Below are 14964 nucleotides of genomic sequence, written 5' to 3'. Positions count from 1 at the left end.
TTAAGGGTTAAAATGTTATAAATTTGTGACGGGCAAAGTTAAACAAATTAATGTTTAAAATGACGTGTTCCTGTAAATACCATTGCAAGTTTATTTTCATTACAATAATCGATACTTAGTTGGTCTTTTATTGATCCGCCGGGCTGAATTACAGCTGTTATTCCTGCTTTTTTTGCTATCTCCACACAATCCGGAAAAGGAAAAAATGCGTCGCTTGCCATCACAGCACCATGCAAATCAAAGTGAAAAGTATTCGCTTTTTCTATCGCTTGAAGCAAGGCGTCCACTCGTGATGTCTGCCCTGTACCTGACGAGATCAATGTGCCGTTTTTTGCAAAAACAATCGTGTTTGATTTTGTGTTCTTACAAATTTTAGAAGCAAAGATTAAATCCTCAATCTCTTTTTCTGACGGCGTATTTATAGTAACGGTTCTTAAGGCTTCTTTAGTATCTGTGATGTTGTTTCTTTCCTGAATTAAAATTCCGTTTAAGCATGTTCGTACCAGTTTTTGTGGCAATGCTACTTCGTTTTGAACTAATATAATTCGGTTTTTCTTTTCCTGTAAAATCGCTAGCGCTTCATCCTCATACTCTGGAGCAATAACAACTTCACAGAAAAGTTTGTTTATTTCTGTTGCAGTTGCTACATCAATTTTGGTATTGGAAATCAACACGCCTCCAAAAGCCGAAGTTGGGTCACACGCCAATGCTGCAATGTAGGCATCGCTGATTGTTGTTCTTGTCGCTAAACCGCAAGCATTATTATGTTTTAATATTGCAAAAGTGGGGTTGTCATTTTTGAATTCATTGATCAAATTTACCGCAGCATCTACATCTAATAAATTATTATAAGACAATTCTTTTCCGTGAACTTTTTTGAACATCGCATCAAAATCACCGAAGAAAAATCCTTTCTGGTGTGGATTTTCTCCATATCTTAATACTTGGCCATTTGCAATACTTTCTTTATAAATGGTTTCATCTGTGTTGAAATAATTAAAAATAGCGGAGTCATAATGTGACGAAACGTGAAATGCTTTTGTAGCTAATAATTTTCTGTCGTCCAATGTTGTTGCGCCATTTTGTTCTGTAATTAGATCCAGAAGTAAACTGTATTGATCAACGGAAGCAATAATTACAGTGTCCTTGAAATTTTTTGCGGCGGCACGAATTAGCGAAATACCACCGATATCTATTTTTTCAATAATGTCCTCTTCGCTTGCTCCTGAAGCAACTGTTTTTTCAAAAGGATACAAGTCAACAATTACCAAATCAATTTGTGGGATGTTGAACTCCAGCATTTGCTGTACATCATTTTCATTATCTTGGCGATTTAAGATTCCTCCAAAAACTTTTGGGTGTAAGGTTTTCACTCTACCACCTAGAATGGAAGGGTAAGAGGTCACATCTTCGACAGCAATGACAGGGATTCCTAAGTTTTTGATAAAATCCTCAGTTCCTCCTGTAGAATAAAGTGTAACATTTTGACTGTTTAGTTGTCTTACTATAGGCTCCAGACCTTCTTTTGAAAAGACAGAGATTAATGCAGATTGAATTGTTTTAGTTGTGTTCATTATGTAGTTATAATTTTAAAATGCAAAAATAGTTTTTTAATGTTATAAATAAGCCATTTGAAATTGAGATAATTGTATTTTATTAGGCTCTTGCATTAAAATAGTAAATACGAATTAGCGCTAGAGCAAAGCGATTTTATATTAGATTTTTTAGAAAATTAATAATTTTACTTTAACACAAAATAGATTGTATGTTACTTTACCTTCGATTATTAAAAGAGAGTTTCGCATTTGCAATGAATGCATTGCGCAGCAACAAGCTGAGAACGTTGCTTTCTTTATTAGGAGTTACTATCGGAATTTTTTCCATCATAGCAGTTCTTGCTGCGGTTGATTCTTTGGATAGAAAAATCACAAAGGATTTAAGCAGTTTGGATAAAAACACTATTTATTTAATGAAGCGATCTTTTGGTCCTTCGGATATTCCGCAATGGAAGAGGGAGCAATTTCCAAATATGAAATATGATGAATATATTTATCTGAAAGGAGCGATGACCAATACGGAGCAAATGGGATACCAAATGTTTACAAACAGGGAATCTATAAAATACGACTCTAAAACGGTCAGTGATGTAAATATCATTCCTGCATCTCATGAATTTATCGATATACAGGGACTTGAGTTTGATAAAGGCAGATTTTATAATGAATCCGAAGCTAATTCCGGATCATCGGTTGCTATTCTCGGGTATGAAATTGCTAAATCATTATTTGAGGATTTGGATCCAATTGGTAAAAATTTGCGGTTGTATGGGAAGCGATTCACGGTGATAGGTGTTCTAAAAAAACAGGGAGCTGGCATAGTTGGTGGAAACAGTGATGATACCACGGTGTATATACCTGTAAATTTTTTAAGACAGCTCTATGGTGATAATTCTGAGAAAGTTTTGACTGTTGTTGTTTTTAAGCCTGTCAAAGGAGTTGATATGGATGCTTATAAATCTGAAATCTCTCAGAAATTAAGAAGATTCAGAGGAGTGAAAGCCGGAGAAATCGATAATTTTTTTATTAATGTATTCTCTGGTTTAACAGATCTTATCGATGGTATATTGGTGCAAATGAATTTAGTAGGCTGGGTTATCAGTGGATTTTCTCTTCTTGTAGGAGGTTTTGGAATTGCCAATATAATGTTCGTATCGGTAAAAGAACGTACGAATCTGATTGGAATTCAAAAATCATTGGGAGCCAAAAACAGGTTTATATTATTTCAGTTTTTATTCGAGGCCATTATACTTTCTGTGCTTGGCGGAATCATTGGACTTTTAATGGTTTGGGTTATTTCCATTGTTTTAACAAAAGTATTAGATTTTGAATTTGTCTTAGGGATAGGGAATATTCTTTTAGGAACTGGTTTAGCCGCAATCATAGGATTAATTTCTGGTATTCTTCCTGCTATTGCTGCTTCTAAGTTAGATCCTGTGGAAGCAATCAGAACTGGAATGTAATATCCAGCATTTTTAAAAAAAAGGTATTTAACGAAAACAGCTTCCAAAATTATTTGGAAGCTGTTTTTATTTTATGTAAAAGAGTAAGAATTTATTCCAAACATAACTCAAATTTGTTTGGGATTTATTTCTTATCTAATATCGTTATTTTGAATCAAATCAATGTACAAATTAATATTGTCTTTCAATTGTTTTCTTGGTGTGATAAAGTCTAAGAAACCATGTTCAAGAAGAAATTCTGCCGTTTGAAAACCTTCTGGTAAATCTTTACCTGTCGTGTCTCTAACAACTCTTGGTCCTGCAAATCCAATCAAAGCACCTGGTTCAGCAATATTGATGTCACCCAGCATAGCATAAGAAGCAGTGGTTCCTCCGGTTGTTGGATCTGTACACAACGATATATACGGTAATTTTGCATCGGCAAGCTGAGCCAGTTTTACAGATGTTTTCGCTAATTGCATTAATGAATAAGCGGCTTCCATCATTCTTGCTCCACCTGATTTAGAAATCATTACAAATGGCAATTTGTTTTTGATGGCGTGATCGATTCCTCTGGCAATTTTTTCTCCTACCACAGCTCCCATTGAACCACCAATAAAAGCAAAATCCATACAGCAAATCACTAAGTCTTTTCCTTTGGATTTTCCAACTCCTGTGCGAACTGCGTCTTTAAGTTTGGTTTTTTCCATCACATCTTTCAAACGATCTGCATATTTTTTGGTGTCAACAAAATGCAAAGGATCTTTAGAAGTCATGTTTTTATCTAACTCAACAAATTCGTTGTTGTCAAATAAAATATGAAAATATTCGGTGCTCCCAATCCTCACATGAAAACCATCTTCGGGACTTACAAATAAGTTACGAGCTAGTTCATCGGCATCAATAATTTTTCCAGTGGGAGATTTGTACCAAAGCCCTTTTGGAATATCCATTTTGTCTTCGGTAGCAGTAGTAATCCCTTTTTCTTTTCTTTTAAACCAAGCCATATTTATTGTTTTTGTTGTTTCAGGTTTAAAGTTTAAAGTTTTGAAACCTTAAACCTGAAACTTTAAACTTTTTATTATAATGTATTCACGTTGTTCAAGTCAGCAAATGCTTGTTCCAGTCTGGCGTTGAAAGTAACTTCACTTTCACGCAACCATTTTCTTGGATCGTAATATTTTTTGTTTGGAACATCAGCGCCTTCTGGGTTTCCAATTTGAGTTTTCAAATAGTCGATGTTTTTTACCATGTAATCACGGATACCTTCTGTAAATGCAAACTGCAAATCCGTATCAATATTCATTTTTATTACACCGTAGCTGATACCCTCTCTGATTTCTTCTAATGTAGAACCGGAACCACCGTGGAAAACGAAATCTACCGGGTTGTGTCCTGTATTAAATTTATTTTGAACAAAATCTTGAGAATTTTTTAAGATTTTTGGAGTCAATTTTACATTTCCTGGTTTGTAAACGCCGTGAACGTTTCCAAAAGCAGCAGCAATTGTAAATCTTGGACTTACTTTAGAAAGTTCTTCGTATGCGTAAGCAACTTCTTCCGGCTGTGTGTATAATTTTGAACTGTCAACATCTGAGTTGTCCACACCATCTTCTTCGCCACCTGTAATTCCAAGTTCGATTTCAAGTGTCATTCCCATTTTGCTCATTCTTTCTAAATAGCCTTTGCAAATTTCGATATTCTCTTCAATTGGTTCTTCTGATAAATCAATCATATGAGAAGAATACAATGGTTTTCCAGTTTTAGCAAAATGCGCTTCTGAAGCATCCAATAAACCATCAATCCAAGGTAATAGTTTTTTTGCACAATGGTCAGTATGTAAAATTACGGTTGCTCCATAAGCTTCTGCCAAAGTATGAATGTGTAATGCACCAGCAATTCCGCCAGCGATAGCTGCTTTTTCGCCTACATTCGAAAGTCCTTTTCCAGCATTAAATTGTGCTCCTCCGTTAGAAAATTGAATGATAACCGGAGCATTCAGTTTTGCAGCAGTTTCAAGAACGCTATTGATTGTATTTGATCCTGTAACATTAACTGCCGGAAGTGCAAATCCTTTTTCTTTAGCATAATTAAAAATTTCCTGAACTTGATCTCCTGTAGCTACGCCTGGTTTTATGTTGTGTGACATTGTATTTTTTTTTTAGTTTTTAGTATGCAAAAATAAGAATTAAATAGCATTAGAACGGATAATTTATCCCGAAATTTAAAACCGAGTTTGCTAAATTGTATTCTCTAAACCATCTTTTGTCGATTTCATTGGCGGGATTATAGGTTTTAAATCCCAAATCAAAACGAATAACGAAAAAACTCAAATCATATCGGATTCCAAATCCAGTACCTAATGCAATGTTTTTTAAGTCGCTGAAGCTGGTGAAAGTTGAATTTACATCCACCACGTTATCTAACACATTCCAAATATTTCCTGCATCGGCAAATACGGCTCCTTTTAAACTTCCTAAAAGTTTAAATCGGAACTCTCCACTGATAGCAATTTTCATATTTGCCTCGTTAAAATCGTTCAAAGCACCAGAACTTCCCGGGCCTAATGAGTAAGGTTGCCAGGCTCTGTTATCATTAGAACCTCCTGCAAAGTAACTTCTTGAGAAAGGAATATTGTTTGAATTGCCAAACGGAATAGCAATTCCGAAAAAAGATCTGAAGGCAAAAATTTTCTCCTTGGATAAATCCCAATGCTTAATATAATCGAACTCGGTTTTAATGTATTCTGAATATTCTAAATTAAAGATTTCATAATTACCACTGAAATTTTTAGTCTGGTTAGTAGTTTTTGCAAAAGCGGTTAATAGAGTTCCTGCGGATTCAAGCTTAGTTCTGAAAAGATAGAAATTATTATCCGATAAATCTTTTTTAGTTGTTTTTGAAAATGTAAAACTCGTGGCTAAAATAAAATCGTTCTCCGTAAGTCTGAGTCTTCTTTCATCAATGCTTTTTACAGCTTGGAAATCTGCCGGATCTATTGGCTTTAAAAAGTTAGCATTTCCCGTAAGCACATCATCGGTAAAGCCTAATGTACCCTTTTCGATCAGCAAATCTTTGTCTAAAGGGTTATTGTAATAGGAAGGATTTGTATTGTATTCTTTACTTAATTCGTTCAAAGCATCGTAGGACGAGCCGTAAACATTAAAATAATTTTTTGGATTTAAATTCTTTACAAATTGGATGTTAAAAAGATCAAATCGGGCTGTGTGATTTATTTTTGGCGTCCAGTTGTAGGAGAGCGCACCGGTAAAATTCTCTTTGTCTAATCCAATATTTCTTTGTTTTGCAAAACCAGCGGTAATCAGCGTAGAAGGAATCATACTTTTGGCAATAATTTTATCAGTATTAAATGGCATGAGAATCCTGGGAATGTTCAGTTTTAAATCCAGTCCATATTCTACAACGTTGAAAAAATTATCTTTTGGATTGGCCAAATCTTTTGACGAACCGATGTTTCCGCGCGCTGCAATTTCTAGGGTTTCGGCACCATTGAAAACATTTCTAATTGTTTCTGAAACACTTAATCCAATACCAAAATCTTGAATATTAGAATGTGTTACATCCAAAGTAGTTCCAAAACTATATTTTTTTCTCGGGGTCAAATATACTTTGGCGATCAATGACTGTGCGGTCGTGTCTCTTTTATCGACCTCGTATTGTATCGACGGATAATTGAAAATTTTAAGATTATTCAAATAGCGCGTCGTCAAAACGGTTTTATTGTCGGCATACAAGCCTCCCTTTGTTATGAAAATAGCATTTGTTATAGCACGAGGCTTATATTTTAATTTTCCCTGACTGTAAAGATTAAAGTTCTTATAAGTGGTACTGTCCGTAATATTCATCATATTACTGCTAGGGGAATAATCAGTATAGATATTCACATCAATAATTTTATAAATCTTGAAAGGTTCAGTCCTGGTAGAGTCACCGTCCTGAAATGAGTAGTTGCCCACCAGTAAGTTAATATTAGCCAGATTGACTTTATTTATGGTGTCTATATCAAAAGTTACATAATTAGGCTGAAAATAATACACACCGTGGTTTCTAAAATGATTGGTAATCCTATTTTTTTCATTTTCAAAATCATCTGTTTTGTATTGATTGCCTGATTTAATGAAAGTATTAGATGCAATAGTCTGATATAGAGAGTCTAAAACAGGCGTTAAGATATTGGATTTTATAGAATCTAAAAAATAGGGGTTTCCGGGAGTAATTTCATAGTTTACTTTTGCCTTTTTAATGCTTAAAGTGTCAATTTTATATGCAGCAGCAACATTAAAATAGCCATTATTAAAATAGTAGTATTTCAATCGCAACAGTGATTTGTCCGTTCTTTCTTTATCGACTATTACAGGTGGTTCGCCCGTTTTTTTCAAGAACTCATGAATTCCGTAATACCAAAACGATTTTCCAAGCCGATTGACTTGTTTTACTGATAGCCATTTTGACTTTCTCTCAAATTTGCCTGGATTATTGGTAAACTTGGCTTGGTAAGTAGAGTCTGCTTTTAAATTTGCTAAATTGTAAAGGTTCAATCGCAAACGGTATCCCAAGAAGGTGCTGTTTGGTTTCTGATACAGTTGATCAAAAACATTTTCGTCTTTTACAGATTTGTTATTTGCAGAAATTTCATTTTTTGTAAGTAGCAATTTGCCATCAGGAACTCTTTTTACAGCGTTACAAGCGCAAATTAGTATTGCAATTAGAATAAATGCTGCTATTTTTGTGGAAATTTTTTTCAAGTGTTTTAAAATATTTAATTCAAAAGTACATTATTTTATGGTTAGTAAAAACCAAATAAAGCTTATAACGAGTTTGCAGCAAAAAAAATATCGAATTGCTAATAAATTATTTTTTGCCGAAGGTGTAAAAGGCATTCAGGAATTATTAGAATCTAATTTTGAATTGGAGCATTTGTACTCCACAGCGTATGATTTTGAAGAAATTTCAGCCGATAGGAAATCAATTGTCACAGAAAATGATTTAAAGAAAATTAGCGCATTGGCAACGCCAAATTCGTGTGTGGCAGTTTTTAAAATACCCACTGAGAAACCTATTCTGGAAACCGACTTAATTGTAGCGCTTGATTCAATCCGAGATCCTGGAAATTTAGGAACTATTCTGCGTTTGTGTGACTGGTTTGGTATAACTCAAGTATTATGTTCAAAGGAAACGGTTGATGTTTATAATCCAAAAGTGGTGCAGGCTACGATGGGTTCCATCGCCAGAGTCAATGTGAATTATGTTGATTTGAAAGAATTTCTGCTGAAGACAAAATTACCGATTTTCGGAACTTTCATGGACGGGGACAATATCTATAAATCCGCTTTGCCGCAACACGGACTCATAGTAATGGGCAATGAGGCAAACGGAATTTCAGCAGAACTGGAAAATTTAGTTAAAAACCGACTAACAATTCCTCGTTATGGGAACCTTCAAAAAACGGAAAGCTTGAATGTAGCCACTGCTACCGCTATTGTTCTGAGCGAGTTTCGTCGAGGCTAGGATTCGATTTTTTACAAATGATTCATGATTACAATTGAATACTGCAACAAAATTATTCTTTAATGAAAAGAGAAATTAATTAAGACTGCTCTTGTTTTCATCGATTCAATATTGCCGGTCCAGGGACTGTTCGGATCATTATCTCTAATTAATTCATCATTTAATCCAAATACTCCTCTTATTGAAGGTGAAAATATAAAGTATTCCGAAAAAATATCAATTCCAAAGCCTAATTCATAATTTGTAGTCCATGGTTTGACTCTAAATCGTTGCTGTAAATTATCATCCATTAATTTAGAATTGCTGGATAAGTTTAGCGTTGCGGACATTCCTCCCACTAAATATGGTCGAATATTGCCAGTTCTGAGCGAAGAAAATTTCAGTAATAAGGGGAAATGAAGGTACGTACTGTTAACTTCTCGCAGAGCATCTGCGCTATTGCTGAAATCAGGAAAATTTAAATTTCTTTTCGTATAATAGAGTCCCGGTTCAAAACGCAGATTGACATATTCCTGCAATTTTAAATCGCCAATAATTCCCACGTTGAAACCTGTAGTTTTATCAATAAGAATATCCGGAGCAGCATTTTTATAATCTATTTTAAAATCATAAGAATTGAAACCTAAAAAAAAACCGTAATAGACTTTCTTTTTTTGAAAATTTTCCAAATTGACAATAGGATCTCTGCTAAAGATATTTTTAGGCTTCTGGGAGTACCCGTTGAGGATAACTGCAAAAAAAAGTAAGACAATTATTTTTTTCATGTTATTTTTTAGATGCTGAATAAATGGTAGCCACTCCAAAAGTTTGCGGTAAAGCTACCACATCTATAAACCCAGTTTTTCTCAAAATATTGTTTAGTGCTTCGCCATATGGAAACGCAGCTGCTGATTCTGATAAATATCCGTAAGCAACATTGTCCTTAGAGAACAGTTTTCCTATGAGTGGCAATATGTTTTTACTGTAAAAATTATATCCTTGTTTGTAAGGTGTTTTATCTGGAACTGAAGTTTCTAAAATTACAAAAACGCCATTTGGTTTTAAAACTCTTAATATTTCAACTAGCCCTTTTTCTAATGTTTCAAAATTACGAACACCAAAAGCAACAGTAATTGCGTCAAAGTAGTTGTCTTCAAAAGGCATGTTTTCGGAGTCGCCTAAAATCATTTCAATGGTACTGGAAAGATTTTTAGCTGCAATTTTTTTCTCTCCCACTTCTAGCATTCCGGCTGAAATATCTAAACCAATTATTTTTTCAGCATTGGTTTCTGCCATCAAAATTGCTAAATCTCCGGTTCCCGTTGCAATATCGAGGATGATTTTCGGATTTGATTTAGCGACCATTTGCAGCACCTTTTTACGCCATTTTATATCAATTCCGAAAGAAATGACACGATTCAAATTGTCATAATTTCCAGAAATAGTATCAAACATCTGGGCAACTTGTTCTTTTTTGCCTAAGGCAGAATCTTTATAGGGAGTTATCTTTTCTGACATTTTTTTAGTTTGTACAAATATAACACAAACTTGATGAACTTAAAATGAGTTTTAAAAAATTGAGTTAAGTTTTATTTTACTTTAAAAATTGATTTTGAATTGGTTTTGCTGAATTTTAAAAAATTATATTTTTTTTGAAATATCACTAAAAGTGGGTATTGTAAGTCCAATTTAAATTACACAAATTTGCTACTCAGAACATAACCATATTAAATGATTAAAAGAGAGTCGATGAACCAAATCAAATGGATGTTTTTTGCGCTAGTTGTCTCATTTGTTCTTGTTAGCTGTTTTGAAAGTGCCGTTTTACAAAACAGTACTGTAGTTAAAGCGCAACATACGTTCTTAGGATTAAATTTGTTTTTGGAAATTTTAATTTTTTTCGTCTTTAGTACCTTCGTGGTATTTGGTATTAAAGGCTTTTTTGAGATGTATTCTCAAAAAACATCAAACATTATAATCTCCATTTCTGGAGTATTACTAGTGTTTGTAATTTTTATTTTATGTTATCAAATACTCTTTCAAGAGTAGTTCATTTCTCTTAATCAATGGTTAAAAAAAAACATCCCGTAAAAAGGATGTTTTTTTTGCTTTACTTTCTAATGAAAGTTAGGTAGGTATAATCATATTCGTGCTTTTCGTCCTTTTCATTAAATTCGGAAGCTTCAATTTTCCATTGTGTATCACTAATTTCAGGAAAAAAAGCATCAGCTTCAAAACCTGAATGTACTCTCGTAAGTTCTATTTTATCAGCATAAGGAAGTCCTATAGTATAAATTTCGCCACCTCCTATAATAAATGAATCTTGGTCTTCAGGGCAGGCGTTCAGTGCTTTTTCAACACTGTCAACAATTATACAACCTTGCGCTTGATAGTCTTTTTGTCTTGTAACGATAATATGTGTCCTGTCTGGCAATGGTTTTTTGAGGCTCTCAAAAGTCTTCCGTCCCATTATAATATGGTGGCCAGAAGTCAGTGACTTAAATCTTTTGTAATCATTTGGCAAATGCCATACTATTTTATTATCTTTTCCTAATTCGTTATTCTCGGCAGCTGCCGCAATAATTATAATCATAGTTTTGTACTATTATTTTAGTTCGTCGTTAGATAACTCTGTCTGCAATTGGTCAATTTTCTTTTTTTGTAGAGCGACTAGACGATCTATTTGTTCTCTTTCCCAGCTTTTATTCATAAACCGATCAGTTATGAAAATTTTAATAAAGTGTAACAGAAAAAAAAATAACCATATGGTAATAACCCAAAGATACCAATCAGAAACAACTGTGCTGTCAAGGAAATTATGGGCGACAAATAATAGTAAACTTCCTAAAACGAAAAGAACAAAATGATAATACAATCGCTTCTTTTGTTTTATTCTTCTTCTCGCGTACTCATATTGTTCGTGTAATTCTTTTTCCATCGATCTAAATTTAGATTATAAAGGTAAAATTTATTTCGTAAAGTCACTGTTTTGGATATGGATTATTTTGGGAGAAAACGTTTTCTGATTTTTGAATAGTAAATTTACAGTGGTTTAAAATATTGAATTTATTAAAAATTAACATTGTTTATCGTATTCCATTAAATCTTTATAGCGCTTATTGAAACTTCAATATGTTTCATTTACTTTGTTTCATAAATCTATAAATGAATGTGTTATGGCAATTAAAAAACAGTTTGTAAAAACAAAACCAGTTTGTAAAGTTACTTTTTCAGTTGCGGCAAAAGAGGCAAGTCAAGCATCAGTTGTTGGTGATTTCAATAATTGGAGCCTTGAAGATGGTGCTTTGAATAAATTAAAAAATGGTACTTTCAAAGGAGTTTTCGACGTCAATAAAGATGCTGCTTATGAATTCAAATACGTTATCGACGGAGTATTTGTTAATGAACCAGAAGCGGATTCTTTTAAATGGAATGATTTTGCAGGAAATGAAAACGGTGTTTTAGTAGTTTAGCTAAAACACCGTTTTTTTATTGCTTTATACCGCAACACTTCCTTTTATCAAGGCATGCGGTTCGTAGCCTTCGAGCGTGAAATCGTCAAAATCGAATGCGAAGATGTCTTTTATATTTGGATTCAAAATCATTTTTGGCAATGGTTTTGGTTCACGTGATAATTGCAATTCAAGTTGTTCAAAATGATTGTTGTAAATGTGTGCGTCGCCAAAAGTATGAATGAATTCACCTGGTTCCAAGTCGCAAACCTGAGCAATCATCATCGTGAGTAATGCGTAAGAAGCAATATTAAAAGGAACGCCTAAGAAAATATCAGCGCTTCGCTGGTATAACTGACAGGATAATTTACCATCAGAAACATAAAACTGAAAGAAAGCATGACAAGGAGGTAAAGCCGCTTTATTGTTAGCTACATTCTCGTCAAATGATTTTGTAGTGTCAGGAAGAACCGAAGGATTCCATGCCGAAACCAACATTCTGCGGCTGTTAGGATTGGTTTTTAATTCTTTAATCAATTCAGAGATTTGGTCAATTTCTTCGCTATTCCAGTTGCGCCATTGGTGTCCATAAACGGGTCCTAAATCTCCATTGGCATCAGCCCAAGCATCCCAAATTTTAACGCCGTTTTCCTGAAGGTATTTGATATTGGTATCGCCTTTTAAAAACCAAAGCAATTCATAAATAATAGATTTTAAGTGCAGTTTTTTGGTAGTAACCATCGGGAAACCTTCGTTTAAGTCAAAACGCATTTGGTATCCAAAGACACTTTTTGTTCCTGTTCCTGTACGATCTCCTTTTTGACAACCGTTTTCCATAACGTGTTGCACTAAATCTAAATATTGCTTCATTGTATCTTTTATTCTATTTTGCGATAGGCAAGTTTAGTTTTTATATATTTTTCCATCTTTCATTACAAATACAACCTTTTCTAGCGTTTTGATAGTATTCAAAGGGTTTTCATTAACAGCAATAATGTCTGCCAAAAAGTTTTCTTTTATTTGACCTACTTCATTTCCAATTCCTAATAACATGGCATTAGTTATTGTTGCAGATTGTATCGCGGCTAAAGCGGGCATTCCGGCTTCAACCATGTAGCCAAATTCTTTTGCATTTGTACCATGAGCAAAAACTCCTGCATCGGTTCCAAAAGCAATTTTCACTCCTTTTTTGTATGCTTTTGCAAAAGTAGCTTTCAATTGTGGGCCAACTTCTCTGGCCTTTGGAACTACTATTTCAGGATAAAAGCCATTAATTTCCGCATTTTTTTCTACCTCTTTTCCAGCGGTCAAGGTTGGGACTAAATACGTATCGTATTTTTTCATTAATTCCATTGTCTCTTCGCTCATAAAGGTGCCGTGTTCAATGGTTTTTATACCGCCTAATATGGCTCTTTGCATTCCTTCGTCACCGTGGGCATGCGCGGCAGTAAGCATGTTGTAATCTTTGGCAGTTGCTGTAATAGCCCTGATTTCGTCTAAAGTAAACTGAGGATTTTTGCCGCTTTTGGCAACGCTTAAAACACCGCCTGTAGCTGTAATTTTAATAACATCAGCGCCTTCTTTATAACGTTCTCGTACCGCTTTAACTGCTTCTTCCGGAGAATTGATTACGCCTTCATGCGGACCTGGATCGCCTACAAGTTTTCTATTGCTTCCGTTAGTGGGATCCGCATGTCCGCCTGTTGTGGCAATCGATTTTCCTGCAGTATATATTCTTGGACCTTTTACGATACCTTTATTAATAGCATTTCTTATGGAAATATTAACTCCTGTTCCTCCTAAATCACGAACGGTTGTAAATCCGGCTAAAAGCGTGATTTCGGCACAGCGAACCGCTTGAAAAGCAACGTCTGCCTCATTGTCTAAATATTTTGACATGTAACTTTTGGTGTCGTGTTCTCCTTCAATATGCACATGTAAATCGATAAGACCAGGTAATACGTATTTGTTTTTTAGGTCTATTTCAATGTCCGCGGGTGTGGCTTTAGATACAAACCCATCTTGTATTTTTGTGATTTTGTTTTTAGAGACAACTATGGTTTGGTTGGATAACTCTTTGCCGGATTGAGTGTTTAGAATTTTTCCGCAGTGTAAATAATAATCTTGTGAAAAGACGACATTAGAAATAAATAAGGATACGACAAAAAGGGTGAATTTTTTTTTCATAGATTAGTTTTATAACTGTTGTCAATAAAAATATTTTAAAAAGTACACCATTAAATACCCCTGAATTTGTTTGATAGATAATAGTTTATTTAATCATAGAATTACAATATTTATATTCAAGATTTACGATTCTCTTTTTGAAATCTCATCTCTGATCTTTGCGGCTTTCTCATAATCTTCATGGGAAACGGCTTGATCTAATAATTCATTCAATTCCTGTAAACTGTGTTTCGAATAGGTTTCTCCAGATTGATTGCTTTCTTCTTCTCGTCCAAAAGTGTCAGGATTAGAAAGTACATCATCAATTTCCTGCGAATCTTTATTTGGATCTAAAGGATTTGACTTCAAATAAATTCCGGCCTTGTCCAAGATGTTTTTGTAAGTAAAAATGGGAGCATTAAAACGCAATGCTAAAGCAATGGCGTCTGAAGTTCTGGCATCAATAATTTCTTCGATTTTATCCCTTTCGCAAATGATACTTGAATAAAAAACACCGTCAACTAATTTATGAATAATTACTTGTTTGACTACTATATCAAAACGTTCTGCGAAGTTTTTGAATAAATCATGGGTCAAAGGACGTGGTGGTTTTATTTCTTTTTCCAAGGCAATGGCGATGGATTGGGCTTCAAAAGCACCAATGACAATGGGTAATTTTCTTTCGCCGTCAACCTCATTCAAGATCAAAGCGTAGGCTCCGTTTTGAGTTTGACTGTATGAAATTCCTTTTATGGATAATTTAACTAAGCTCATAATTGTTGTTATGGGAAAGTACAAAGTACTTTTTTTGATAAAAATTAAGCAGCAATTTCAAAAAAG

Annotated in this window: 14 protein-coding genes; 3 read left to right on the top strand and 11 right to left on the bottom strand. The window is 34.2% G+C overall.

Features of this window, described 5'->3' with window-relative positions:
• Positions 1 to 47 precede the first annotated feature (47 nt).
• Positions 48 to 1574 carry a bifunctional phosphoribosylaminoimidazolecarboxamide formyltransferase/IMP cyclohydrolase gene (gene purH, locus E0F89_RS08870; RefSeq protein WP_131909451.1) on the bottom strand — a complete coding sequence of 509 codons (1527 nt, stop codon included), beginning with the start codon at positions 1572 to 1574 and terminating at the stop codon, positions 48 to 50.
• Positions 1575 to 1765: 191 nt separating this feature from the next.
• On the opposite strand from purH, the gene E0F89_RS08865 reads away from it, so the two are divergent.
• Entirely contained in the window at positions 1766 to 3019 is a 1254-nt protein-coding gene (locus E0F89_RS08865) for an ABC transporter permease (protein ID WP_131909450.1), read from the top strand.
• 131 nt (positions 3020 to 3150) lie between these two features.
• On the opposite strand, the gene accD is transcribed toward E0F89_RS08865, so the two are convergent.
• From accD to tamL, 3 genes are all read right to left on the bottom strand, one after another.
• Complete coding sequence (accD, locus tag E0F89_RS08860) at positions 3151 to 4005, bottom strand: acetyl-CoA carboxylase, carboxyltransferase subunit beta (protein ID WP_131909449.1); 855 nt, start codon at positions 4003 to 4005, stop codon at positions 3151 to 3153.
• 74 nt (positions 4006 to 4079) lie between these two features.
• A complete protein-coding gene (fbaA, locus tag E0F89_RS08855) occupies positions 4080 to 5147 on the bottom strand; it encodes a class II fructose-bisphosphate aldolase (protein ID WP_131909448.1) in 1068 nt (355 codons plus the stop codon).
• 49 nt (positions 5148 to 5196) lie between these two features.
• On the bottom strand, positions 5197 to 7764 hold the full coding sequence (gene tamL / locus E0F89_RS08850; protein ID WP_131909447.1) for a translocation and assembly module lipoprotein TamL: 2568 nt from the start codon (positions 7762 to 7764) through the stop codon (positions 5197 to 5199).
• A 37-nt stretch (positions 7765 to 7801) separates the two neighbouring features.
• Here tamL and E0F89_RS08845 point away from each other — a divergent pair, with 37 nt between their 5' ends.
• Positions 7802 to 8527 (top strand): TrmH family RNA methyltransferase, encoded by a 726-nt coding sequence (locus E0F89_RS08845; RefSeq protein ID WP_131909446.1) that lies wholly within the window; start codon positions 7802 to 7804, stop codon positions 8525 to 8527.
• Between the two features lie 59 nt (positions 8528 to 8586).
• Here the strand turns inward: E0F89_RS08845 and porT are convergent, their stop codons facing one another.
• The 4 genes from porT to E0F89_RS08820 form a co-directional block, all read right to left on the bottom strand.
• Positions 8587 to 9291 (bottom strand): type IX secretion/gliding motility protein PorT/SprT, encoded by a 705-nt coding sequence (porT, locus tag E0F89_RS08840; RefSeq protein ID WP_131909445.1) that lies wholly within the window; start codon positions 9289 to 9291, stop codon positions 8587 to 8589.
• Position 9292: 1 nt separating this feature from the next.
• Positions 9293 to 10024: a bifunctional demethylmenaquinone methyltransferase/2-methoxy-6-polyprenyl-1,4-benzoquinol methylase UbiE gene (ubiE, locus tag E0F89_RS08835; protein ID WP_131909444.1), complete on the bottom strand. Its 732-nt coding sequence runs from the start codon at positions 10022 to 10024 to the stop codon at positions 9293 to 9295.
• Between the two features lie 592 nt (positions 10025 to 10616).
• Positions 10617 to 11099: a dihydrofolate reductase gene (locus tag E0F89_RS08825; protein ID WP_131909442.1), complete on the bottom strand. Its 483-nt coding sequence runs from the start codon at positions 11097 to 11099 to the stop codon at positions 10617 to 10619.
• A gap of 12 nt (positions 11100 to 11111) precedes the next feature.
• Positions 11112 to 11444 (bottom strand): 2TM domain-containing protein, encoded by a 333-nt coding sequence (locus E0F89_RS08820; protein ID WP_131909441.1) that lies wholly within the window; start codon positions 11442 to 11444, stop codon positions 11112 to 11114.
• Between the two features lie 238 nt (positions 11445 to 11682).
• On the opposite strand from E0F89_RS08820, the gene E0F89_RS08815 reads away from it, so the two are divergent.
• On the top strand, positions 11683 to 11979 hold the full coding sequence (locus tag E0F89_RS08815) for an isoamylase early set domain-containing protein (protein ID WP_131909440.1): 297 nt from the start codon (positions 11683 to 11685) through the stop codon (positions 11977 to 11979).
• A 24-nt stretch (positions 11980 to 12003) separates the two neighbouring features.
• Here the strand turns inward: E0F89_RS08815 and E0F89_RS08810 are convergent, their stop codons facing one another.
• From E0F89_RS08810 to E0F89_RS08800, 3 genes are all read right to left on the bottom strand, one after another.
• Complete coding sequence (locus E0F89_RS08810) at positions 12004 to 12828, bottom strand: thymidylate synthase (protein WP_113637509.1); 825 nt, start codon at positions 12826 to 12828, stop codon at positions 12004 to 12006.
• Between the two features lie 33 nt (positions 12829 to 12861).
• Positions 12862 to 14145: a metal-dependent hydrolase family protein gene (locus tag E0F89_RS08805; RefSeq protein ID WP_131909439.1), complete on the bottom strand. Its 1284-nt coding sequence runs from the start codon at positions 14143 to 14145 to the stop codon at positions 12862 to 12864.
• 123 nt (positions 14146 to 14268) lie between these two features.
• A complete protein-coding gene (locus tag E0F89_RS08800) occupies positions 14269 to 14898 on the bottom strand; it encodes a bifunctional nuclease family protein (protein WP_113664389.1) in 630 nt (209 codons plus the stop codon).
• Between the last annotated feature and the right edge of the window lie 66 nt (positions 14899 to 14964).

Source organism: Flavobacterium caseinilyticum, from assembly GCF_004349085.1.
In the GTDB taxonomy this organism is placed as follows: Bacteria; Bacteroidota; Bacteroidia; order Flavobacteriales; family Flavobacteriaceae; genus Flavobacterium; species Flavobacterium caseinilyticum.
This window is presented reverse-complemented; position numbering and strand designations above follow the sequence as displayed.